The organism is Actinoplanes missouriensis 431 (genome assembly GCF_000284295.1).
Lineage (GTDB): Bacteria > Actinomycetota > Actinomycetes > Mycobacteriales > Micromonosporaceae > Actinoplanes > Actinoplanes missouriensis.
The window spans coordinates 2,829,378-2,851,128 of record NC_017093.1; the positions used below are offsets into that span (position 1 = coordinate 2,829,378).

The following is a 21,751-nucleotide window of genomic DNA, read 5'->3' on the forward strand; positions in this document are numbered from 1 at the left end:
TGATCTGTTAGCGCCGGGGGACGCGTCGGATGGTATTGACTTTGGTGGTGATGGCGGCGGTCGCCGCAGGATGGTCGCTGGTGGCCGGGCGACTGGAGCGATGGCACATACGCACCCCGCAGGTCATGGTGCTGGCCGGCGTCGTGGTCGCGCTCGTCACCGAGGCGTTCATCGACACGGTCAATTCCACGGTCGCCCAGCACGTCGCCGAGGTGATCCTCGCGGTTCTGCTGTTCGTCGACGCCACTGAGGTCCGTGGCGGGCGACTCTTCGGCGAGGAACCCGGGCTCGCCGCTCGCGCCCTGCTGATCGCCATGCCCCTGAGCCTCGCGCTCGCCGTGGTGATCGGCTGGCCGCTGCTGCCGTCGGCCCTGGGCTGGCCGGCACTGCTCGTGATCGCCTGCATCGTCGTGCCGATCGACCTCGCGCCCGCCGAGTCGCTCGTGCGCGACCGGTCGGTGCCCGAGCGGGTGCGCGGGCTGCTCAACGTGGAGAGCGGCTACAACGACGGGATCATGTCCCCCCTGTTCCTGTTCGCGCTCGTCCTGGCCGGGACATCCTCGTCGGCCGACACACCGCTCGAAGCGCTGGGCACGGCCGTGCCCAGCGCGGTCAAGGCGGTCCTGGCCGGTCTCTGTTTCGGCCTGCTGATCGCGTGGCTGATGAACACGACCGAACGTCTCGGCTGGACCACCGACCAGTCCCGGCGCATCACGATGGTCGCGGCTCCGCTGCTGACCTACACCGTCACGGTCGCCGTCGGCGGCAACGGTTTCGTCGCCGCCTTCGTCTGCGGCATCGCGTTTCGCTTCCTGCGTCAGGTCGCACCCAGTCAGCGGGTCAAGCGGCGGGTCCGTACGCCGGACATGCAACTGCTGGAGGACACGGCGGCGATGGCCACGATCGCCATGTGGTTCTATCTCGGCAACGCCGCGGTGCTGACCCTCTGGCACGGGATCAGCTGGCAGCTCCTGTTGTACTGCCTCGCCGTCCTGACCGTGGTGCGCATCGTTCCGATGCTGCTGGCGCTGACCGGCTCGTCGATGCCCTGGCGTGAACGCCTCATCGTGGGCGCCATCGGCCCCCGCGGCACCACGTCGATCGTCTTCGGGCTGCTGGCTTTCAACGACCTGCCCGAGGGCGACCTCGCGGATACCGCGCTGGCCGCCATGACGATCACCGTGATCGCCAGCGTCCTGCTGCACGGGCCGGGCTCCTTGCTCGTCGGCCGTGTTCCCTGGTCGAAGCGGCGCGCAACGGCGTGACCGGCGGTCAGCGCGCCGCAGCCGGCGGTGGCGGCGCCGCGGAGTCGCTGAGCTGTTCGCGGACGTACGCCCAGACGGTGCCGATGATCGCCGCCAGGGGGACAGCGAGCAGAGCACCGACGATGTCGTACAGCGAGCTGCCGAGCAGCACGGACAGGATCACCACGGCGGCATGCAGGCCGAGACCCCGACCCTGCACCATCGGCTGCAGCACGTGGCCCTCCAACTGCTGGACCACCACGATGACGGCCAGCACGGTCAGGGCATCGGTCACGCCGTTGTAGACCAGCGCTATGAGAACGGCGACGAAACCGGCGAACAACGCCCCGACGACCGGGACGAAGGCCGCCACGAAGGTGAGAGCCGCCAGCGGCAGGGCCATCGGGACACCGACGATCCAGATTCCGACGCCGATGAGGACGGCGTCCAGCAGGCCGACGACCGCTTGAGCACGCACGAACGCCCCCAGGGTGGCCCAGCTGCGGTCGGCGATCGCCGGCAGGTCGCGGGCGAGCCGGCCGGGCAGTTGCCGCGCCAGCCAGGGCAGGAACCTCGGGCCGTCCTTGAGGAAGAAGAACATCAGGAACATCGCCACCACCGCCGTGACGAAGCCGTTGACCACGGTGCCGCCCACGCTGATCGTGGTCGTGGCGATGCTGCCGGCGCTGCTCTGGATGCGCTTGACAAGCGTGTCCAGCGCCGAGTTCAGCTGGCTGTTGCTGATGTTCAGCGGCGGGCCCTGGACCCAGTTCCACATCGTGTTGATGCCGCTTGCCACACCGTTGGTCAATTCGCCGGCGTGGGAGGCCACCGGTGCGACGATGACGATCGCCGCGGTGACGGCGAGTACGACGAAGAGCGCGGTGATCAGTGCCGCCGCCGGCGCCGGCCGCCAGCGGTGCCGGCGCAGGAAGCGCACGGGAGGCCAGGTCAGCGTCGTCAGCAGCAGAGCCACGGCGACAGGCCACAGGGCGGGCCACGCCACCCCGAGCAGGCGCAGTGCCGCCCACGCTGCCAGCCCGAGGATCAAGATGTGCGCTGAGGCGCGCGCCGACGTCCGCAAGGCCGCCCGAGCCTTGGTGGCGCTGACGGTATGGCTCATGTGATCACCTTAGGAAGCGCGGAGCATCCCCCGACGCCGAATGGCGATCAAGTACGGGCCGGCCGAGAGCGCCTACGACCCCCGGTTCAGCGGCTTCTCAGCGACCTCGGTGCAGTCTGCGCGTCGAACTGATGCGACAGGAGACCGATCGTGCGTGTGCTGGTGGTGGAAGACGATGTGACCATGGCGGAGACGATCCGCGACGGCTTGGCTCTGCAGTGCTTCACGGTCGATCTCCGTCATGATGGGGCGGCCGGGCTGTCGGCAGCCTCGGGCGATGCCTACGACGTGATCGTTCTCGACATCATGCTGCCCCGGATCGACGGTCGTGAGGTATGCCGGCAGTTACGGGAGCGGAATGTCCGGACGCCGATATTGATGCTCAGCGCCACCAGCCCCGAGGACGTGACCGGCGATGTGCTCGCGCTCGGCGCCGACGACTTTCTGGGCAAGCCGTTCTCCTTCCCCGTGCTCGTCGCCCGGCTGCGGGCGCTGTCCCAGGAATAGACTTTGGTTTCCGGCGATAGACCTGGGGCTCATGCGCCGGACGGGCCGGTCCTGGGATGTTGAGGCCATGACGAGGTTCCCGGCGCTGCTCATCCTTCTCGTCGCGCCGTTCTTCGGTGAGGGCCTGTCGGGCTCCAGCCCGCCCCTGGAGCTTCTGACGCCGTGGAAACTCGCGTACATGGCGGCCCTGTACGGCTGCGGGGCGCTTGTCTGCCGGGAGGTCGCCCATCGATGCCGCTTTCGCTTCGCCGGGCTGGTCATGCTCGGCGTCGCGTACGGCGTGTGGGAGGAGGCGCTCGTCGACCGGTATTGGTTCTTCCCCCAGTTCTGGGCGGACTCCGGCATCGGCGCCTACAGCGTCGTCCGGCACACGAACGTGCTCCTCGCCGGCCACCTCACGGTGTTCCACGCGGCGATCAGCATCTGCGCATCGGTCCTCGTCGTCGAGTGGCTCGTCCCCCGGGCGAGACACCGCCCGTGGGCCGGCCGTCCCGGTCTCGCCGTGGCCGGCCTCGTGCTCGCGGTGACGCCGGTAATCTACGGCGAGTTCGACAAGCGTCCGCCGGCCACCGTCCTCGTCGCCGCGGGGATGCTGCTCGCCGCGGTCGTGGTGACGGCGTTCCTGCTCGGCCGGCGTCCGGTGGCCGTGCCGTCCAGGGGCCGGGGATCGCGACCGCGACGAGGCCTCGGATGGCTTGCCTTCGCCTGCGTGTGCGCGCACTGGGTCCTGACCTACACCGTCGCGGAGACCGGACTGGCGTGGCCCCTCGGCGTCGCGCTGTCGCTGCTTCCCGTCGCCGCCGGCCTCCTGCTGATCCCGCGTGTCGCGGTGACGGGCCCGTACGGCAGCGACGGCGTCCGCGTGGTCGTCGGACTGCTCGCGTTCTTCGTGCTCCTCGACCTGCTGGTCACGGTGCTGGGCCGCTACGACATGATGCTCAGCGCGGTCGTGGCCGCCTGGCTCGCGCGGCATCTGTACCGACGACGCGACGCCGTCGAGCAGCACGCGCCGGCACTCTCATGACAGCGGGACGGGCGTCGGGCGGTGGAACGGGAAGGCGAGGGTGGCCCGGATCGGCATGCCGGTCAGGAGCATCACGATGCGGTCGACGCCGAGGCCGAGGCCGCCCGTGGGTGGCATCGCGAACTCCAGGGCGCTGAGGAAGGCCTCGTCGATCTGCATCGCCTCGGGGTCGCCGGCGGCGGCCTTCAGCGATTGCGCGGTGAGCCGCTCCCGCTGATCGACCGGATCGATCAGTTCGGAGTACGCGGTCCCGAGCTCCATGCCGAAGGCGACCAGATCCCAGCGTTCGGCCAGCCGGGGGTCGTGGCGATGGGTGCGGGTGAGCGGCGACGTCTCCAGCGGGAAATCGGTGTAGAAGGTCGGATGGGTGGTCTGCTTCTCGACCAGGGCGTCGTAGAGCTCGAGGACGAGCTCGCCCGCGGTGGCGCCGGCCGGCGCGTGCACGCCCCGGCTGTCGCAGACCGCGCGCACCTGCTCCACACCGGTGGCCGAGTCGAGCGGTGTCCCGGTGGCCCGGCTGACGGCGTCGTGCACGGTGATCACCGGCCACGGCCCGCTGAGGTCGACCGGGCCGTCCGGGCGCATCGCGACGGGCCGGCCGTGCACGGCGGTGGCCACCTCGAGGATGAGGTCGCGGGCCAGCTCGCGCATGGTGGTGTAGTCGGCGTACGCCTCGTACGCCTCCAGCGAGGTGAACTCGGGGTTGTGGGTGGCGTCGACTCCTTCGTTGCGGAAGTTGCGGTTGAGTTCGAAGACCTTCTCCATGCCGGCCACGCACAGGCGCTTGAGGTAGAGCTCGGGGGCGATGCGCAGAAACAGTTCCATGTCGTAGGCGTTGATGTGGGTGCGGAACGGGCGCGCGGCCGCGCCACCGTGGACCGCCTGCAGCATGGGGGTCTCGACTTCGGCGTACCCCCGGTGGGTGAAGGCGTCGCGCAATGCCTTGACCGCGGCACTGCGGTGCCGCAGGACCTGCATCGCGTCGGGGTTGACCAGCAGGTCGAGGTGGCGCTGGGCGACCCGGGCCTCGGGATCGCTGAAGCCGGCGTGGGTGTCGGGCACCGGGCGCAGGCATTTGGCGGCCATCGTCCATTCCTCGACGCGGATCGACAGCTCACCGCGGCGCGAGGTGACGACCTCGCCGGTGACGCTGACGTGATCGCCGAGGTCGACGGTCCGGCGCCACCGATGACGCAGGGACGCGGGGGTGGCCTCCGCGGTGAGCATGGCCTGGAGCAGGGTGTCGCCCTCGCGCAGCGTGGCGAACAGGACCCCGCCGAGGTCGCGCAGCGCGTGGACGCGGCCGGTGACCGAGACGCGCTGCCCGGTGCGGGTGTCCGGCGCCGGGCCGGGGTGCGCCCGGCGGACCTCGGCCAGCGTGCACGTGCGCGGCACCGCCACGGGATAGGGTTCCACGCCGTCGGCGATCAGGCGGTGCATCTTCTCCAGGCGCACCCGTTGCTGCTGGCTGAGTCGCCGTTGCGGGCGGGGTGGGCGCAGCAGACGTTCCTCCTGGGCGCGCACCGCCTCGACGAACGCGACGCCGCCGACGGTCTCGGTGGCGTGGTCCGGCGCGGGCGGCGCGAGCGTGGGCAGGAAGCCCTCGGCTTGGCCGGCGGCGAGGGCGGCTCGGCTCAGGGTCAGCGAGGAGTCGAAGCAGAGGAACCGGGGAACCCAGGCCGGCAGGTACTTCGCGTTCGCCCGGTACAGCGACTCCAGCTGCCAGAACCGCGAGGCCACCGACAGGACCGCGTCGGTCACCCGGATGACCGGGCCCGCGCCGACGGTGTCGGAGGAGCTGAAGACCGACCGGAACATCGCGAAGTTCATCGAGATCCGGTGGATCCCCAGATCGGGACAGGCGTCCACGAGGCCGGCCACCATGAACTCGGTGAGGCCGTTCTCCGCTGTGCGGTCCGCGCGCATGAGGTCGAGCGACAGGCCGCGGCTTCCCCACGGTACGAAGGTGAGCACGCCCCGCGGCCGACCCTGGGGATCGTGTGCGGTGACCACGACGCATCGCCCGTCCGCCGGGTCGCCGAGCCGGCCCAGCGCCATCGAGAAGCCACGTTCGGCGCCGTCGCCGCGCCAGGTGGCGGCGAGCCGGTCCAGCTCCTGCAACTCGTCCACGCCGAGGGCGGCCTGACGGCGTACCTGGCAGGAATAGCCCGCGCCCTGGACGCGGGTGACCGCGCGGCGGACCGGACGCATCGCCCTGTCCTGGAGCGTGAAGCTCGCAACCTCGAGGATCGCCTCGTCGCCGATGGACAGCGCTTTCATCCCGGCGGCGACGTACGCGGTGGCGCCGGCTTCGCTGGCGGACAGGACCGCGGGGAACCAGCCGTGCCGGCGAGCCTCGGTCTGCCACGCGTCGATGGCGGCCGGCCAGGAGCTGACCTGCCCGATCGGGTCCGCGCTGGCCAGGCTCACCGAGGCGACCACCCGATAGGTGATCGCCGCCCGGCCGTCCGGAGAGAAGATCACCGACTTGTCGCGACGGGTGGCGAAGTAGCCCAGGGAGTCGCGTTCGCCGTCGGTCAGGACGAGCTGACGCAGATGCACCTCGGCCTCGGCGGTCAGGTACTGCTTGGCGCGAGCCGAGCGGAGGAAGACGCTCACCGCGACGAGCAGCACCAGCGCCGACAGCGTCGACGCGGCGACGGAGACCCAGTGGTGGCCCTGATGGCCGTGCAGTCCCGTGTTGCTGCCGGCGACGGTGAGACCCAGCGCCGAGCGGTTCGCCCAGATCACGCGTTCGCCGACGCCGCGCAGCGTGTCGGGGAAGAGCAGCGTGAGGCCGAACGCGAGGACCCAGGAGGCGGCCAGCCCGCCGATGAGGACCGCACCCGATGTACGGCGTGAGCCGCGCGCCAGCCGTGCCGGGAAGGCGGCACGGGCCCGCCACAGCTGGACGATCACCACCACGCCGATCGGTGTCGAAGCGGCGCTGAGGAGGATGTCGAGGCGCGACAGGCCGAGGTCGATCTCGCTCGGGTCGTGCCAGTACGTGAACCCGATGACGCTCAGGACCGCGTTGAGCAGCGTGGCGCTGACCTGGTACACGAGCAGCAGCAGGTAGGCGGCCCGCAGCCGCCGCCGCAGCGCGCTGCCCATGAGCAGCAGCACCGCGGCGATGAACACGTTCGGCTCGGCCGGCATGTTGATCAGGCTGAACGCGTAGTCGACCCACCGCGTCCAGGAGAACATGCGCAGGGGGAAGCTGATCAGGACCCAGATGCCGGCGATGGTGACGATCCGGCCCCACCAGGCGGCGACGTAGTCGTGCCGGTCCCGCGGTTTGTTGTCGGCGCTTGCCACAAAGATCACCTTATGCAGCGTTTTATTGATACGTCGGTAATGCGAGAGACAGCGGCACGCCGCTGCCATGGCGGTGTGCGACGTCCGCCGGCACCGTAGTGAGGCAGGCCTGAAGACGGGCTGAAAGCTCTTCAGGAAATCTTCAACCTCCGTCCGCGACGATGGTCGCCTCATGATCGAAGCCATCGTCACCGCCGCGGCCGCCCTCGGGGGCGCGCATGCCGGCCCCGCCCTCGCCGTCTTCGGGCCGCTGCGCCGCTGCGTGCTGCCGAAGCGGCTGTCCGGGATCGGCCGGCCCGGCCACGTCGCTCTCACGTTCGACGGCGGCCCCGACCCGCAGGTGACTCCCGAGTTGTTACGGGTGCTCGGCCGCCATCACGTCCGGGCGACGTTCTTCCTGCTGGGGGAGAACGTCGAGCGACACCCCGCGCAGGCCCGGGACATCGTCGGCGAAGGCCACGAAGTCGGTGTGCTCGGCCATCAGCACCGCCTGCTGCTCCGCCGGCTGCCCCACGCCGTCGCCCACGACCTGTCTCGGGCGACGGCGGCGATCACCGCGGTCACCGGGCGGCAGCCGTCCTGGTGGCGTCCGCCGTACGGGCTGGCGAGCAGCACGGCGCTGTTCCAGGCCCGCTGCCTGGGCCTGACCCCCGTCCTGTGGACCTGCTCAGCGCGGGAGTGGACTCGAGCGGCTGCCCCGCCGGCGGTGTCGCGCCCGGGTCTGCGTGGGGGCGGCACCATCGTGGTGCGCGACCGCGATCGTGGCACGCTCCCGGAGATTCTCCGGGACTGTCACGCCCGGGGACACGTGGTCGGACGGCTGCGTGATCACGGTGTGCCGGGCGCCGGGGCGATGCCATGAGTCTTTCCCCGTACGCGACGGCGGCAGGGGAGTCATGTCGCTGACCGGATGGCCGCTGATCGTGCTGACGGCCCTCATGACCCTCCTGGCGCTGGCCGCCACCGTCTTCTGGTGGGGGCGGGCCGGTCGCCTGCGCGTCGTCGTACGCCCGCTGACGCTCCTGCTCACCGAGGCCCTGCTGGTGGCGACTGCCGGCGTCTGGTTCAACCGGACGCAGCAGTTCTATCCGACGTGGTCGGCGCTGCTCGACGACACCGAAACGGTGGACACCGCCGCCGAGACGACCGGCGGAGGTCTCGACGCCTGGTTGTCCCTCCACGCGCCGGCCGGGACAGCCCGGGCGCGGACGTTCATCTGGCATCCGGCGGAGCATGGCCTTCCGCGTACCCTGACCGTCGGCCTCCCGGACGGCTACCTGACGCACCCGGAGCTGCGCTATCCCGTCGTGGTGATCATCGGCGACCGGGACGCGACCGTGGCGCGGGGGCTTGCCGGGGTCGTGTCGGTCAGTGTGCCGACGGCCGGTGTCACGGCGGCCGGTGTCGCGGTGGCTCTGCCCCGGGCTCTGGAGACCGATCTGCGGGTGACGAGGCAGCGCTGGGCGATGGTCGCCCCGGCCGCTCAGGCCCCGGTTCTGTTCTCGGCGATCACCCGGGCGCCCGGGCGCTTCCCCGTGCTGGCGTTCGTGGGTTCCGCAGCGATCCCGACGCCGCACGCCGGGATCGAGGTGCATCGTGCCGGTTCCCGGGCGGACGCCGTCGATTGGGCCGTCGGCCAGACGCCCCTGCCAGTGGAGGTGTCAGATGTCGCCGGATAGTCCCGTCCTTCAAGCGGTCGCCGCGGTGCTCGCCGTCGCGGCCGCCGTCGCACTGGGCTGGGCGTGGGATCGCGGCAACTGCCGGAGCCGGTTGCTGTACCGGCCGGCGCTTCTCGCGCTGTGCCTGATCAGCGCGGCCGCCACCGGTCTGGTGTGGCTCAACCGGCAGGTCGACACGTATCCGACCTGGGCCAGTCTGGTCGGCGCCAAGGCCGCTGCCGCCGAAGCGGTTCCGGTTCACGACCGGCCCGGCGGCGGCCGCATCCTCTCGCTCACCGTCGCCGGCGCCGCCAGCGGGCTCACCATGCCGATGTACGTCTATCTGCCCGCGGATGCCGAGCAGCACGGCGAACGCCGCTATCCCGTCATCGAAGCCCTGCACGGCTATCCGGGATCGCCGCTGCAGTGGCTGAACAAGCTGGGCGCGGCCGAGATCCTCGATCGCGAGATCGCGTCCGGGCGGATGGCGCCGACCGTGGTGCTGTTCCCCTATCAGACGCCGCGGCCCTCGCTGGACACCGAATGCACGAACCTGGTCGGCGGACCGCAGACCGAAACGTTCCTCACCGTCGACGTTCCCGCGTTCGCGAAGACCAGGCTTCCGGTACGCACCGGACCCGGCACCTGGGGGCTCATCGGCTACTCGGCGGGAGGGTACTGCGCGACCAGTCTCCTGCTGCGGCACCCGGGACAGTACGCGGCCGCGGCGAGCCTGTCCGGCTACTCCGGTCCGGGTATCGCGGTCGGCGACGGCAGCGAGCACACCACGTACGACAATGCCTGGCGCCTGCGGCATCTCCCCGTTCCCGCCGTCGCGCTGTACCTGGCGTCGGCGAGGACCGATCGGGCCGCGATGCGGGGTACCACCGCGATCGCCGACCTGGTCAGGGCGCCGATGTCGGTGACGACGGCATTCGTCCGGACCGGCGGCCACAATGCCGGGACGTGGCGTGCGATGGAGCCGCCCGCCTTCGCGTGGCTCTCCCAGCACCTCGCACGCCCGACGACACCATGAGCGGGCCCGACTGCACGAAGCGGCGATGCTGCGTTGGCGACGTGCCGGCGTGCCGGCCCCCGAGAATGCCGGGGGACCAAGCACGCCGGCGTAGCGGCGGCAGGGCGACGACGACCGGGCGTCAGCCCCGGCTCGACCGCCCGCCGCGTCCGCGGGTACGCCGCCGGCGGCCGCCCGGACGGCTGCCGGCGGAGGGAATCGCCGGGCGGGGCGCCCGGCGATCACGCACTCGCGGGCTCCAGGACGCGGCCGAGGCGCGTGGCCACCTCGCTCGCCGCCCGCCGGCCCGACAGGATCGCGCCGTTCATGGTGCCGGACGTCTCGTCGGCGGTCTCGGTGCCGGCCCAGTGCACGAGTCCGACCGGTTCGCGCAGGAACCGTCCGAAGGTCGTCCAGGCCTTCGGCCCCACCGCCGGGTTCGGCCCGCCGGGAGCGAACGTGTCGTTGCCCCAGGAGAAGTCGGTGTAGTCGAGGGCGTGGCGGGCGGGCTCGCCGTACAGATGAACGAGGTGCCTGATGACCCGGCGGCGGCGCTCGTCCTCGTCGTAGGCGTCGAATCCGCGGGCGTCGCAGAACGCCATGAGGATGCCGGGGCCGTCGGCGGAAGGGCTGACGTCAAAGGTGAGGAAGACCGTCTCGTCGTCGGACATGGCCTGCCCGGACAGACCCTCGTCGCGCCAGAAGGGGCGCCGGTAGGCGACGAACGCCTTGCTGAGCGCACCCAGCCGCCACGTGCGGGAGAGCCCGTAGTGGGGCTCCGGGAGGGCGGGCGTGAACTCGATCGTCGAGCGGTGGACCGGCGACGCGGTCACGATGGCGTACCGGGCCTCGATCGTGTGCGCGCCGGTCTCGATCGTGACCCGTTCACCGGTCGTGGTGATGCGCTCGACGGGGGAGCCGAGCAGCACGCGGGGCTCCAGCGTGCCGGCGAGCCTGTTGACCAGGTTGTATGTCGTCCCCAGGATCCGGTCCTGCTGGTCACCGCCCTCGACGGCGAGCATGTGCTCGATACCGCCGAGGTTCTTGATGTACCGCAGCACGTTGAGCAGTGACACGTCGCCGACCGGTGCGCCCCAGTGCACCAGGCTGAGCATCGTCATGAACTTGCGGGTGTCCTCGAGGGCGTACTGCCCGGTCAGCCACTCGCCGAACGACATCGCGTCGAGCCGGGCGGCATCGGGGTGTTCCCAGGGGGCCGAGACGGGAAGGCCGTCGACCAGCTTCTGCACCTTGTTGAGGACGCGCCAGAGATCGACCATCGACCACGGCGCGAGGGCGGTGATGCTTTCGATCCTGCGCCGGCCCCCGAACGAGAGGACGCCGTTGCCCTGATGGAACTGGGGCACGAACTCGCCGCCGAAGCGGCTCACGAGGTCGCGCATCGCCGTGTGGCCGGGCGCCACCCAGGTCGCTCCGGCGTCGACGGGCACGCCCGCGATCTCGGTCGTGAGGATCCGGCCGCCGACGCGATCGCGCCCCTCGACGACGAGGACGTCATATCCCGCGCGGACGAGTTCGTCCGCTGCCGTGAGCCCTGCGAGCCCGGCGCCGACGACGACGACGTCGGCGGATCGGGTGCTGACAGTGTTCATGGTCGTCCTCCGTTTACCTGTGTGGCCTCCCGGCCACCCTGCTTCATCCCCAAAACTGTACTGACTTGTCAGTACAGTTCCCAAGGTAGGTGAGATCACTCACCGGCCGCCCCGGCCTTTTCGCTACGAAGCGGTGACGGTGAGCTTCTCCAGCTCGAACCGGAGCGCGGCGAGTTCGGCGCGATCGGGTTTCAATCCCCATCCGGTCATCAGGCCGGCGCCGTCCACGGCGTTCAGGATGACGGTGCGTGCCCCCAGCGAAAGCCCGTCGTCAGCCATGTCAGCCTTCCAGCGGGCCCCGTCCTCGGCGGCGATCTCCGGAACCCCGGGCGTGACGCCGAGAGCGGCCAGCAGGAACAAACGCTCGCCGACAGCCTCGATCTCGTCACCCTCCAGTGACGCGCGGATGTAGGCGCGCGCCAGGCGACCGGGTGCGGGGCCGTCCTCGAGGCGGTCCTGCACCGCCTGGCGGAATTGGGCGATCATGTCGCGGACGAGCGCGATCCACAACGCGTTCTTCGAGCTGTAGTGGTAGATCACCGCGCCGCGGGTCAGGCCGACCGCCGCCGCCACGTCATCCATGGTCGCCCGGGCGCCCTGCGCCACGACGACACTCCGCGCGGCGTCCAGAATCAACCGCTTGGTGTCCTCGGGCCCTCGTCCTGCTGTGCGTCCCATCGATCTCTCTCGCTCGCCGTTGCGTGACTGGTCGCTGTTGCGTGACTGGTCGCTGTTGCGTGACTGCTCGCTGTTGCGTGACCGCTCGGCGAACAGTGTGCCCGGCGAGTCCGTGACGTCATGACAAGCCCATGGTTGGCCGGACCGGGCGGCGACGCGGTCAGCGTGGTCCCGGCCGGTGTTAGCGTGGGGCGAAGACATGTCCCACACCGGGTCCGTCGGTTGGGCCAGGGGAGTGGAGAGCGTGTGGACGTGCCGTCCAGCCGGGTGATCGACCGGGCGTCACGAGCCAAGGTCGGTCGCCCCCGGGTCGCCTCGCCGGCTGAGCTGGAGCGCATCGGCTTCGAGTTGTTCGAGCGCGACGGGTTCGAACAGACCACGGTCGACGACATCGCGGCGGCGGCCGGTATCGGACGACGCACCTTCTTCCGATACTTCGCGTCGAAGAACGACCTCGTCTGGGGCAACTTCGAGGAACAGCTCGTCTACTTCCGGGACCATCTGGCGGCGGTGCCGGCGAACGTGCCGCTGATGCGAGCGCTGCGCGAGACGGTGGTGGAGTTCAACAACTTCGATCACGACGTGGTGCCCTGGCATCGCCGGCGCATGGAACTGATCCTCAGGGTCCCGGCGCTGCGTGCCGATTCCACGTTGCGGTACGACTCGTGGCGTGAGTTGATCACCGATTTCGCCGCGGAACGCACCGGAGTCGCGGCCTCCGCGCCGGAGCCGCGCCTCATCGGCCACCTGGCGCTGGCCGCGTCCATCACCGCGTACGAGCTGTGGCTCGACGACGAGTCGGTGGACCTGTCCGACGCGCTCAACGCCACGTACCGGCGTCTGGAGACCGGCTTCTGACGGCGACCGGCTGCGGTGCGCGGTCTTTTGGCATCTAGTGTCAAAATAATGCGGCGGGGCATTCACCGGCTCGAGGAGCTCTCATGACGAGGATCGACGCTCCCCGGATCTTCGGAAGCGGGAAACCCGACGTGATCGTCGTCGGCGCCGGCGGGGCGGGCGCCGTGCTCGCCGCGCGGCTCAGTGAGGATCCGGACCGTACCGTTCTCGTTGTTGAAGCAGGAACCGTCCCCGCCGACCCCGAGCAGCTGAGCACGGATCTGACCGACGCCCGGCGGGTTCCCGGAGCACGACTGGCGCACGCGGCCGTGGCGGCACACGAGGTGCACCTGACGGCGCACCGTCGCTGGCAGGTTCCGCGCGGCCGGATCCTCGGCGGTTCCACCACCATCAACGGCGGATACTTCGTCCGGGCCCGCCGGGCGGACTTCGCCCGGTGGGCCGCCAGGGGCAACCCGGCGTGGGCGTACGACCGTGCGCTGCCGCTGCTGCGCCGGCTGGAGACGGATCTCGACCACCCTGCCTCGGCGCTGCACGGCGGCGACGGGCCGATGCCGGTCAGCCGGACCGACATGCGGCACCCCGCAGCGGCCGCCTTCCACGACACCGCCGTCGCCATGGGCTTTCCCGCCGATCCGGACAAGAACGACCAGCAGGCGCCGGGGATCGGTCCCGTTCCGTGCAACGTCCGGAGCGGCGTCCGGCACAACACCGGGATGAGGTACCTGCCCGCCGCAGTGCAGGCCCGGCCCAACCTCACCGTGATAGGGGACTGCCGGGCGACGCGGATCCTGACCGATCGTGGCCGGGCCATCGGGGTCGCCGCCGACTACGCCGGACGACCCGTCGACCTTCACGCCGGCCAGGTCGTGCTCTGTGCCGGCGCGTTCGCGACAGCGGAGCTTCTCCTGCGATCCGGGATCGGGCCGCGAGAGGATCTCGAACGGCTCGGCATTCCGGTCATCCGCGATGCGCCGGCGGTCGGCTCCGGATTCAGCGATCACCCGCAGCTGGTGATTCCCTGGCACCCGGCCGATCGGCTCCCTGATCGGACGGCGTCCTGGCTGGGTGGGTGCCTGCACCTGTGCTCCAGCGGCGACCCCGGCGGCCCCGGCGACCTCGAGATCCTGCAGGCGCTGATCCCGCTGCCGCGCCTGGCCGACCCGGGCGTGGCCGACGCGTCACCGCTGGCCTTCCTGGTCGCCGACCAGTCCCCGCGCCCGACCGGCCGCCTGCGGCTGGCCGCGGCAGCCTTACATGTCGCGCCGGTCATCGACTACGGCTACCTCCGTACCCCCGACAGTTACCGGAATCTCCGGGAGGCGGTGCGCACCACTGCCGCGCTGCTGGATACGCGGCCCCTGGCCGGCCTGCATCGCGGTCTGCTCGACCCGCCTCCCTCGATCCTCGACGACGACCGGAGTTTGAATCGCTGGATCCGCGACCATCTGGGGACCTCGCAGCACACGTGCGGAACCGCACCGATGGGCGACCCGGATGATCACCGGACCAGCGCCGCCGACCAGTACGGTCGCGTCCACGGCGTGCGCGGCCTGCGGATCGCCGACACCTCGCTCTTGCCCGACGCGCCGTTGCGCGGACCGGCAGCGACCGCGGTCCTGATCGGTGAACTCATCGCCGACGCCCTCCGCAACGAGCTGACCTGAGCTCTGCAGCCGGGCGCACGAGCGGCAGCGCTGGCGTCCGTCCTTGATCAAGTGGCGCGCGCTCTCTATGGCTCACCGAACGCGGCCCAGGACAGTGGTGGACGTGCTGCCGGCCGCCCTCGCGGTCTCCTTCCCGCGCATGCCCGAAAGGAAGGCCCGTTCATGAGTCTTTACGCCGTCACCGACCCGCGAACCCTGGAGGAGCTGCAGTCGTACCCGACTGCCGCCGACTGGCAGATCGAGGCCGCCATCGACGGGGCACACACGGCGTACCGGAACTGGGGCCGCAGCACCGGCACCGCCGAGCGCGCCGCCCTGCTGCTCGAGGTCGCCCGGCTGTACACCGAGCGCGCCGACGAACTCGCCCGCACGGTCGGCCTGGAGATGGGCAAGGACTTCGACCAGGCGCTGGCCGAGGTGCACTTCAGCGCCGCGATCTACCAGTACTACGCCGCCTCGGCGGAAGCCTTCCTCGCCGACGAGCACATCGAGCCCTACGCCGGCGGCGGCACCGCGGTGATCCGGCGGTCGGCGCTGGGAGCGCTGCTGGGCATCATGCCGTGGAACTTCCCGCACTACCAGGTCGCCCGGTTCGCCGCGCCGAACCTGGCTGCCGGTAACACGATCGTCCTCAAACACGCACCGCAGTGTCCGGCCTCCGCCGCGGCCATCCAGCGCATCTTCCAGGACGCCGGCTTTCCCACCGGGGCCTACGTCAACGTCTACGCGACCGACGACCAGGTCGCCAGGATCATCGCCGATCCCAGGGTTCAGGGCGTGTCGCTGACCGGCTCGGAGCGAGCCGGCTCCGCGGTCGCCGAGATCGCCGGCCGGCACCTGAAGAAGGTGGTCCTGGAACTCGGCGGTTCCGATCCGTTCATCGTCCTGGACACCGCTGACATGGCCGCAACGATCGAGGCGGCACTGATCGGCCGGCTCGGCAACAACGGGCAGGCCTGCAACGCCGCGAAGCGCATCATCGTGGCCGATCACCTCTACGACGACTTCGCCGCCGGGTTCACCGCGGCCATGCTGGGCGCCGGATCGCTGCCTCTGGCCTCGGTGGAGGCGGCCGAGCGCCTCGATCGGCAGGTCGCTGACGCGGTTGCCGGCGGCGCGCGGCTGGCCAGTGCCGGTGAGCGGGACGGCGCGTTCTTTCCCTGCAGTGTGCTGACCGAGGTCGACCCGCGCAGTGCCGCCCACCGGGAGGAGTTCTTCGGGCCGGTGGCGATGCTGTTCCGGGCCCGGGACGAGGATCACGCGGTGGAGATCGCCAATGACACGCCGTTCGGGTTGGGCGCTTACGTCTTCAGCAGCGACGCGCAGCAGGCCGCCCGGGTCGCCGACCGGATCGAGGCCGGGATGGTGTTCGTCAACAGCGCCGGCGCTGTCGGGGTCGAGTTGCCGTTCGGCGGGATCAAACGGTCGGGCTTCGGCCGGGAGCTGGGCCGGCTCGGTATCAACGAGTTCGTCAACCGCAAGTTGATCCGCACGGTGGGCTGAGGCGGCGCGAATTCACCGACGCGCGGTCACCCCACCGCCGCGTTGATCATGGTGATGAGCGTGGTGCGCATCCGATCCCGTACCCCGGCAGGCATACCGAAGGTCCGCAACGGTGGCCCGCCGAATCCGTTGGCGGCCGCGATCACCAGGTGCCGGGTCTCTGCCGGCACCCCGTCTCCGGCCAGATCCCGTTGCCAGCGGTGGTGGTCGGCTGCGGCGATCTCCGCGACGGCGGGCACGGTCATCAGTTGGGCGATGACGGCGAACCGCGCCCGGGTCTCCTGATCGTCGGCGGGCCTGAGGCTGGCTCGCACATAAGCGCGTGTCAGCCGCCCGGCCCTCCCCTCGGTAGCGTCGATGCGGGTCAGGACGGATTCCCGGAACGCCTCGAGCTCTCGTTGAGCCAGGGCGATGAGAAGAGCCTCTTTGGAGGCGAAGTGGTGGGCCAGACCGCCCTTTGACACACCGGCTTCTCTAGCGATCGCGTCGAGTGAGGCCGCCACGCCTTTCCGGCGCACGAGGCGTGCGGCCGCGGCGAGCACCAGACGCCGTGTGGTGTCGGCATCGCGGTCGGTCGTGCCACCCGCCATCGGTCCCCCTTCTTCGCGTAATCAGAGCAGGCACCGAGAATTCGACGAACCTGAACCGTTGTCCCGTTGATTTTAAAGTGTCGGTATCGACGATCGCACAGCTCTGACGCGTTGCCGCTATCGGTTGGCGCGGAAACCCGATTCTCCGTCGACGGACGATGCCAGAATCGGGCTTTGAAGCGGTAGAGATAAATGTTCCCGCTATGTCGTGGCTCGTTGATTCCACCGAAAAGCCGGAACTCGCAGATCCGTTCCAGATTCGACCAGCGACTCGTTCGTCGGCCCGATTCCGTCCTGAAGGAGATCCGATGAGAACACAGGCAGCCGTCGTCTACGAGGCCGGCAAGCCGATGGAGATAGTCGAGCTCGAGCTGGAGAAGCCCCGCGAGGGGCAGGTCCTCATCCGGTACCTGTTCGCCGGGCTGTGCCACTCGGACGTCCACATCGCGCACGGTGACATGCAGGCGCGGCTGCCCATGGTCCTCGGGCACGAAGGCGCCGGCATCATCGAGGAGGTGGGGCCCGGCGTGACCCGGGTGAAACCCGGTGACCATGTGGTCGGCTCGTTCATCCCGTCCTGCGGCAGCTGCAGGTACTGCGCCACCGGCAGGCAGTCGATCTGCGACATGGGCGCGACGATCCTGGAGGGCTGCCTGCCCGGCGGCCACTATCCGATCAGCGGGCCGGCGCGTCATCCGGGCGATTCCACCGAGTACGGCGCGATGTGCATGCTCGGCACGTTCAGTCAGTACGGGGTCGTACACCAAAGCTCCGTGGTCGCCGTCGACGACGACATCCCCCTGGACAAGGCCGCCCTCGTCGGTTGCGGCGTGCCCAGCGGCTGGGGCTCGGCGGTCAACACCGCCGAGGTCAGGGCCGGCGACACCGTTGTCGTGATCGGTGCGGGCGGTCTCGGCGTCAACGCCGTGCAGGGCGCGGCCTACGCCGGCGCCAAACACGTCATCGCCATCGACCCGCTGGCCAACAAGCGTGATACGGCCCGGGAGTTCGGGGCGACCCACGTGTTCGCGAACGCGGGTGAAGCCCTGCAGACGATCAGCGAGCTGACGCGGGGCCAGATGGCCGACGCCGCCATCCTGACGCCGGGGCTGATGACCAGTGAGCTCGTCACGGACGGATTCAACGCCGTCGGCAAGGGCGGCAAGGTGGTGCTCACCGCGCTCAACAGATTCGAGGAGCTCAACGTCAACCTGCCCGGCAGCGAGCTGACGCTGTGGCGCAAGCAGGTCCGCGGCAGCGTCTTCGGCGACTGCAACCCGACCACCGACATTCCGCGGCTGCTCGGTCTCTACAAGGCCGGCAAGCTCAAGCTCGACGAGCTCATCACCGGCACCTACCGGCTCGCTGACATCAACAAGGGCTACGAGGACCTGCTCAACGGCACGATCGTGCGCGGCGTGGTGGTGCACGAACACTGACCACGAACCGGCAACGAAGCCCGCCGACGACGAGCACCTCCGAGGAAGGCAAGGATCCGCCCGTGGCAGGTCACATCATCAAGCACCCCCAGCGCTACCACGAGTTCGACGGGCAAGGCGTCATCTACAACGCCTGGTACCCGGCGTGGTTCGACGAGGCGTTGACGCGGTTCTTCGAACATGCCGGCATCACGCCCGACGACATGGCGTCCGAGGGTTTCGACTACCAGCTGGTGCACTCCGAGATCGACTGGCGCTCGGGCGTGCGCCGCGGCGACGACGTCGAGATCCATGTGCAGCCGGGAAAGATCGGCACCACCAGCTTCCAGGTCCATTACTCGGTACGCCGTAACGGCACCGAATCCTGCGCCGCCCGTGTCGTCTACGTCTCCGTGGCCCGGGACGGGTCGGGCAAGACGCCGGTACCCGGACGGTTCCGCAGGGCGCTGGAATCGGCGATGGGCGACACCGCGGGACGCGTGACTCCTGCCGACCCGCACCGATAAGGCGCACCGAAGGTGGAGTACGACCAGTGACCGCGGGCCCTGGAATGCAACGCGATCCGCGATCCGCTGTCCTGACCTCCCCGCCATTCCTGATCCTGCTGCTCTGCTCACTGCTGTATTTCACGGCGCTGGGCGTGCTGGCCGTGGCCCTGCCGCTGTACGTCGCGAACGTGCTGCACGGCACCAGCTTCGCGGTAGGCCTGGTCGTCGGGGCCGTGACGGTGACCGCCATCGTCCTGCGCCCGGCCGCGGGGCGGCTGACGGCAGTCCGGGGCAGCCGGGTCGTCGTGCTGGCCGGCCTGCTCGTCGTGACCGCCTCCATCTTCTGTTACACCGTGGCCGACTCGGTGGCCGCGCTGGTGCCTCTGCGGATGGTGACCGGGATCGGCCAGGCCGCCGCCTACGTGGGCCTCGCCCGGCTTGCCTTCGACCTGGCGCCGCCGGACCGGGCCGCGGAGGCGGTCTCCTATTTCACGGTCGCCCCGTACGCGGGTTTCGCCGCCGGCCCGGTGCTCGGCACCGAGCTGCTCGACGTCTCGGGTTACCCGATGACGTGGATCGTGGCCGGGGCGGTCGGTGTCCTGGCGCTGGTGTGTGCGCTGTTCCTGCGGGAACCTCCGGCCGAGCCGGGGACCGCCGCACCCGGTGAGCGGGGCTCACCGGCTGCCAGGACGCCACGCCGCTGGCTGCAGCGTGACACGGTCGGGCCGGCGGTGGTGTTGCTGCTCTCCCTGGCCGGGTACGCCGCGTTCGCCACGACCGTTCCCCTCTACGCCGGATCTCTCGGTATCGATGCGGGTCTGATCCTGGCGGAGAGCTCGATCGTCGTGCTGACGGTGCGGCTGCTCGGCGGGAGGCTGCCCGACCTGCTCGGGCCCGTGACCGGGTCCCTGGTGTCGATCGCGGTGCAGGCCGCCGGCTGGGCGATCGTGGCCGCGGTGCCCACCGCGATCGGGCTGCACAGCGGGGTGGTGCTGATGTCGCTCGGAGTGTCCCTGCTGTATCCGGCGCTGTTCACGTTCGCATTGCGGCGGGCTCCGGTGGCTCAGCGGGGCGACGCGGTCGCGACGATCACGATGTCGTTCGACGTGGCGTACGGACTCGGCCCGGTGCTGCTGGGCGCCGTCGCGGCGAGCACGTCCTCGCACCGCAGCGCGTTCGTGGCCGCGACCGTTCTCAACGTGCTGGCCTTCGCGGTGGTGCTCAGCCGGGCACGTTCCTGGCGCCGATCGGCTGTGGCGCCGCAGCGCGAATCCACCACCGCGGGGTGACGAGCCGGCCGGGCCGGCCCTGAGACGTGACCTCAGAGCCGGCCCGGCCGTGGTCGCTCAGACGGTGCTCTCAGCGCCGAGCACGAGGGTGGCCGCGGCTTCGAACATGCCACCGTTGCCGAGCACCACGGAGATACGAGGATCGGTGACCTGGGCGGCGGCCTCGCCGCGCAGCTGACGTACGGCTTCCAGGACGGCGAACATGCCGTACATGCCGGTGTGGGTGTAGGACAGGCCGCCACCGTTGGTGTTCAGCGGCAGGCTGCCGCCGGGGGAGGTGTGCCCCTCGGCGATGAATGCCCCGGCCTCGCCGCGTTTGACGAAGCCCATGTCCTCCAACCCGTAGAGCGGAAGATGGGCGAAGGCGTCGTAGATCATCAAATGATCGACGTCGCCGACACCGATGCCGGCCTGGGCGAACGCCGCCTGGCTGGAGAGCCGGAACCCCCGCGAGCTGGTCAGATCCTGCATCTGGGACACCATCGGCGAGTCCATGGCCTCACCGGCGCCGAGCACATGAACGCGAGGGTGGCGCTTCGGCAGGTCACGGGCGCGCTCGGCCGAGGTGATGACGAGCGCGCCACCGCCGTCGGTGACCAGACAGCATTCCAGGCGGTGGAAGGGGTAGGCGATGACCGGAGACGCGAAGACGTCCTCCACGGTGATCTCCTGCTGATACAACGCCCGGGGGTTCCTCGCCGCCCACCGGCGCTGGGCGACCGCGACCATCGCCATCTGCTCCCGTGTCGTGCCCGTGTCCTGCAGGTAGCGCAGCGCCGGCAGGGTGAACAGCGAGGGTGATCCGGTGATGCCGTACGGCGCTTCGAACTGTCCCAGCAGGGAGGACGGGTCCCGATGGTAGGGCGGTTCGCCGATCTGGGACCGCCCGGACTCGCCGTGCGTGATCAGCACGGTGGTGCACAGCCCGGCGGCGATGGCCGCGGCGGCATGGCGGACGTGGAACAGGAAGGAGGTCCCGCCGACGCTCGTCGTGTCGATCCAGGAGGGGGTGATGCCCAGCGCGTCCGCGACGGTCAGAGCACCCGGTGCCGCCACGGTGGCGATGCCGTCGATGTCGGCGACGCCGAGGCCCGCGTCGGAGAGCGCGTTGCGTGCCGCTTCGACGTGCAGCATGAGGGTGGAGTGCGTGGGGAGTCTGCCGATCCGGTCGGTCTCCGCGGCGCCGACGATCACTGCTGTGCTGGTCATGCCGTCACCTCGTGGGCCGGCGTGAACACCGGAACGGCCACGTCGCCGCGCTGCTCGAAGCGGACCTGCAGGGGCATGTCCAGCCGCAGGGCGTCGGGGTGCGGCTGGACTCCCACGATGTTGGTGGTCAGACGCGGTCCTTCGGCCAGGGTCACGATCGCGATGACGTACGGAGCGGTGAAGCCCCGCGCGGCGCGGTGATTGATGATGTACGAGGTGAGGGTGGCCTGCCCGGATGCGGTGAACCACGCGACGTCGTCCGACCCGCACCCCGGGCAGGAGATCCGCGGATAGAAGAAGGCGTTGCGGCAGGTGTGGCAGCGCTGGATCCGTAACTGCCCGGCCTTCGCTCCTTCCCAGTACGGCATCGTCTCGGGAGTGGGTACCGGTGTCGCCTTTTCGGACATGAAGCCTCTCAGGAATCTCGTGCTGGCGGGTCGCAGGGGGCCGGAACGGCCAAAGGGGGGAGCGGCGGCCTGGCAGCGCGCCGCATTCTAGAATGAATTCTAGAATGAACTTGTAGCATAG

Annotated in this window: 19 protein-coding genes; 12 read left to right on the top strand and 7 right to left on the bottom strand. The window is 70.2% G+C overall.

The features are described from left to right. The first annotated feature begins 29 nt into the window (after positions 1-29). Positions 30-1,265 carry a cation:proton antiporter gene (locus AMIS_RS13270; RefSeq protein ID WP_014442806.1) on the top strand — a complete coding sequence of 412 codons (1,236 nt, stop codon included), beginning with the start codon at positions 30-32 and terminating at the stop codon, positions 1,263-1,265. A gap of 7 nt (positions 1,266-1,272) precedes the next feature. On the opposite strand, the gene AMIS_RS13275 is transcribed toward AMIS_RS13270, so the two are convergent. Then, positions 1,273-2,367: an AI-2E family transporter gene (locus AMIS_RS13275; RefSeq protein ID WP_014442807.1), complete on the bottom strand. Its 1,095-nt coding sequence runs from the start codon at positions 2,365-2,367 to the stop codon at positions 1,273-1,275. A 150-nt stretch (positions 2,368-2,517) separates the two neighbouring features. On the opposite strand from AMIS_RS13275, the gene AMIS_RS13280 reads away from it, so the two are divergent. Both AMIS_RS13280 and AMIS_RS13285 read left to right on the top strand, forming a co-directional pair. Continuing rightward, the gene (locus AMIS_RS13280; RefSeq protein ID WP_083888623.1) at positions 2,518-2,874 is read left to right on the top strand and encodes a response regulator transcription factor; all 357 of its coding nucleotides are present in this window, start codon (positions 2,518-2,520) and stop codon (positions 2,872-2,874) included. A gap of 67 nt (positions 2,875-2,941) precedes the next feature. Further along, on the top strand, positions 2,942-3,898 hold the full coding sequence (locus AMIS_RS13285; RefSeq protein ID WP_157434845.1) for a hypothetical protein: 957 nt from the start codon (positions 2,942-2,944) through the stop codon (positions 3,896-3,898). Here AMIS_RS13285 and lysX read toward each other — a convergent pair. Beyond that, on the bottom strand, positions 3,893-7,225 hold the full coding sequence (lysX, locus tag AMIS_RS13290; RefSeq protein WP_014442810.1) for a bifunctional lysylphosphatidylglycerol synthetase/lysine--tRNA ligase LysX: 3,333 nt from the start codon (positions 7,223-7,225) through the stop codon (positions 3,893-3,895). The genes AMIS_RS13285 and lysX overlap by 6 nt on opposite strands. A gap of 163 nt (positions 7,226-7,388) precedes the next feature. Here lysX and AMIS_RS13295 point away from each other — a divergent pair, with 163 nt between their 5' ends. From AMIS_RS13295 to AMIS_RS13305, 3 genes are read left to right on the top strand one after another with little or no spacing between them, the layout of a single operon-like run. Beyond that, entirely contained in the window at positions 7,389-8,078 is a 690-nt protein-coding gene (locus AMIS_RS13295) for a polysaccharide deacetylase family protein (protein ID WP_014442811.1), read from the top strand. Between the two features lie 34 nt (positions 8,079-8,112). Next, a complete protein-coding gene (locus AMIS_RS13300) occupies positions 8,113-8,895 on the top strand; it encodes a hypothetical protein (protein WP_014442812.1) in 783 nt (260 codons plus the stop codon). Next, positions 8,882-9,910 carry an alpha/beta hydrolase gene (locus AMIS_RS13305; protein WP_041829738.1) on the top strand — a complete coding sequence of 343 codons (1,029 nt, stop codon included), beginning with the start codon at positions 8,882-8,884 and terminating at the stop codon, positions 9,908-9,910. Before AMIS_RS13300 ends, AMIS_RS13305 begins: the two co-directional genes overlap by 14 nt. Before the next feature lie 221 nt (positions 9,911-10,131). Here AMIS_RS13305 and AMIS_RS13310 read toward each other — a convergent pair whose 3' ends face one another. Further along, positions 10,132-11,502 carry a flavin monoamine oxidase family protein gene (locus AMIS_RS13310; RefSeq protein WP_014442814.1) on the bottom strand — a complete coding sequence of 457 codons (1,371 nt, stop codon included), beginning with the start codon at positions 11,500-11,502 and terminating at the stop codon, positions 10,132-10,134. A gap of 123 nt (positions 11,503-11,625) precedes the next feature. Beyond that, positions 11,626-12,180: a TetR/AcrR family transcriptional regulator gene (locus tag AMIS_RS13315; RefSeq protein WP_014442815.1), complete on the bottom strand. Its 555-nt coding sequence runs from the start codon at positions 12,178-12,180 to the stop codon at positions 11,626-11,628. Positions 12,181-12,426: 246 nt separating this feature from the next. Here AMIS_RS13315 and mftR point away from each other — a divergent pair, with 246 nt between their 5' ends. The 3 genes from mftR to AMIS_RS13330 all read left to right on the top strand — a co-directional run bounded on the left by mftR (position 12,427) and on the right by AMIS_RS13330 (position 16,208). After that, positions 12,427-13,038 (top strand): mycofactocin system transcriptional regulator, encoded by a 612-nt coding sequence (gene mftR, locus AMIS_RS13320; RefSeq protein ID WP_014442816.1) that lies wholly within the window; start codon positions 12,427-12,429, stop codon positions 13,036-13,038. Between the two features lie 83 nt (positions 13,039-13,121). Continuing rightward, entirely contained in the window at positions 13,122-14,705 is a 1,584-nt protein-coding gene (mftG, locus tag AMIS_RS13325) for a mycofactocin dehydrogenase MftG (protein WP_014442817.1), read from the top strand. A 162-nt stretch (positions 14,706-14,867) separates the two neighbouring features. After that, positions 14,868-16,208, top strand: coding sequence for an NAD-dependent succinate-semialdehyde dehydrogenase (locus tag AMIS_RS13330; protein ID WP_014442818.1), 1,341 nt, complete (start codon positions 14,868-14,870; stop codon positions 16,206-16,208). A gap of 26 nt (positions 16,209-16,234) precedes the next feature. Here the strand turns inward: AMIS_RS13330 and AMIS_RS13335 are convergent, their stop codons facing one another. Beyond that, positions 16,235-16,750, bottom strand: a complete 516-nt coding sequence (locus tag AMIS_RS13335; protein WP_197538011.1) for a TetR/AcrR family transcriptional regulator — start codon at positions 16,748-16,750, stop codon at positions 16,235-16,237. A 356-nt stretch (positions 16,751-17,106) separates the two neighbouring features. Here AMIS_RS13335 and AMIS_RS13340 point away from each other — a divergent pair, with 356 nt between their 5' ends. The 3 genes from AMIS_RS13340 (at position 17,107) to AMIS_RS13350 (ending at position 20,014) form a co-directional block, all read left to right on the top strand. Next, entirely contained in the window at positions 17,107-18,237 is a 1,131-nt protein-coding gene (locus AMIS_RS13340; protein ID WP_014442820.1) for an NDMA-dependent alcohol dehydrogenase, read from the top strand. Between the two features lie 62 nt (positions 18,238-18,299). Continuing rightward, positions 18,300-18,743: an acyl-CoA thioesterase gene (locus tag AMIS_RS13345; protein WP_014442821.1), complete on the top strand. Its 444-nt coding sequence runs from the start codon at positions 18,300-18,302 to the stop codon at positions 18,741-18,743. Positions 18,744-18,787: 44 nt separating this feature from the next. After that, positions 18,788-20,014, top strand: a complete 1,227-nt coding sequence (locus AMIS_RS13350) for an MFS transporter (RefSeq protein ID WP_014442822.1) — start codon at positions 18,788-18,790, stop codon at positions 20,012-20,014. A gap of 57 nt (positions 20,015-20,071) precedes the next feature. Here the strand turns inward: AMIS_RS13350 and AMIS_RS13355 are convergent, their stop codons facing one another. Together AMIS_RS13355 and AMIS_RS13360 are read right to left on the bottom strand one after the other, a co-directional pair. Continuing rightward, positions 20,072-21,223: a thiolase C-terminal domain-containing protein gene (locus AMIS_RS13355; RefSeq protein ID WP_014442823.1), complete on the bottom strand. Its 1,152-nt coding sequence runs from the start codon at positions 21,221-21,223 to the stop codon at positions 20,072-20,074. Beyond that, positions 21,220-21,630 (bottom strand): Zn-ribbon domain-containing OB-fold protein, encoded by a 411-nt coding sequence (locus tag AMIS_RS13360; RefSeq protein ID WP_014442824.1) that lies wholly within the window; start codon positions 21,628-21,630, stop codon positions 21,220-21,222. The genes AMIS_RS13355 and AMIS_RS13360 overlap by 4 nt, the downstream gene beginning before the upstream one ends. Positions 21,631-21,751: the final 121 nt, after the last annotated feature.

Excerpts from the sequence above, each read along its gene's own strand:
- AMIS_RS13295 (WP_014442811.1), top strand. The coding sequence starts at position 7,389 with ATGATCGAAGCCATCGTCACCGCCGCGGCCGCCCTCGGGGGCGCGCAT.
- AMIS_RS13355 (WP_014442823.1), bottom strand. The coding sequence starts at position 21,223 with ATGACCAGCACAGCAGTGATCGTCGGCGCCGCGGAGACCGACCGGATC.
- AMIS_RS13330 (WP_014442818.1), top strand. The coding sequence starts at position 14,868 with ATGAGTCTTTACGCCGTCACCGACCCGCGAACCCTGGAGGAGCTGCAG.
- AMIS_RS13275 (WP_014442807.1), bottom strand. The coding sequence starts at position 2,367 with ATGAGCCATACCGTCAGCGCCACCAAGGCTCGGGCGGCCTTGCGGACG.
- AMIS_RS13270 (WP_014442806.1), top strand. The coding sequence starts at position 30 with ATGGTATTGACTTTGGTGGTGATGGCGGCGGTCGCCGCAGGATGGTCG.
- AMIS_RS13300 (WP_014442812.1), top strand. The coding sequence starts at position 8,113 with ATGTCGCTGACCGGATGGCCGCTGATCGTGCTGACGGCCCTCATGACC.
- AMIS_RS13310 (WP_014442814.1), bottom strand. The coding sequence starts at position 11,502 with ATGAACACTGTCAGCACCCGATCCGCCGACGTCGTCGTCGTCGGCGCC.
- AMIS_RS13350 (WP_014442822.1), top strand. The coding sequence starts at position 18,788 with ATGCAACGCGATCCGCGATCCGCTGTCCTGACCTCCCCGCCATTCCTG.
- AMIS_RS13315 (WP_014442815.1), bottom strand. The coding sequence starts at position 12,180 with ATGGGACGCACAGCAGGACGAGGGCCCGAGGACACCAAGCGGTTGATT.
- AMIS_RS13305 (WP_041829738.1), top strand. The coding sequence starts at position 8,882 with ATGTCGCCGGATAGTCCCGTCCTTCAAGCGGTCGCCGCGGTGCTCGCC.
- mftG (WP_014442817.1), top strand. The coding sequence starts at position 13,122 with ATGACGAGGATCGACGCTCCCCGGATCTTCGGAAGCGGGAAACCCGAC.
- AMIS_RS13285 (WP_157434845.1), top strand. The coding sequence starts at position 2,942 with ATGACGAGGTTCCCGGCGCTGCTCATCCTTCTCGTCGCGCCGTTCTTC.
- AMIS_RS13340 (WP_014442820.1), top strand. The coding sequence starts at position 17,107 with ATGAGAACACAGGCAGCCGTCGTCTACGAGGCCGGCAAGCCGATGGAG.
- AMIS_RS13360 (WP_014442824.1), bottom strand. The coding sequence starts at position 21,630 with ATGTCCGAAAAGGCGACACCGGTACCCACTCCCGAGACGATGCCGTAC.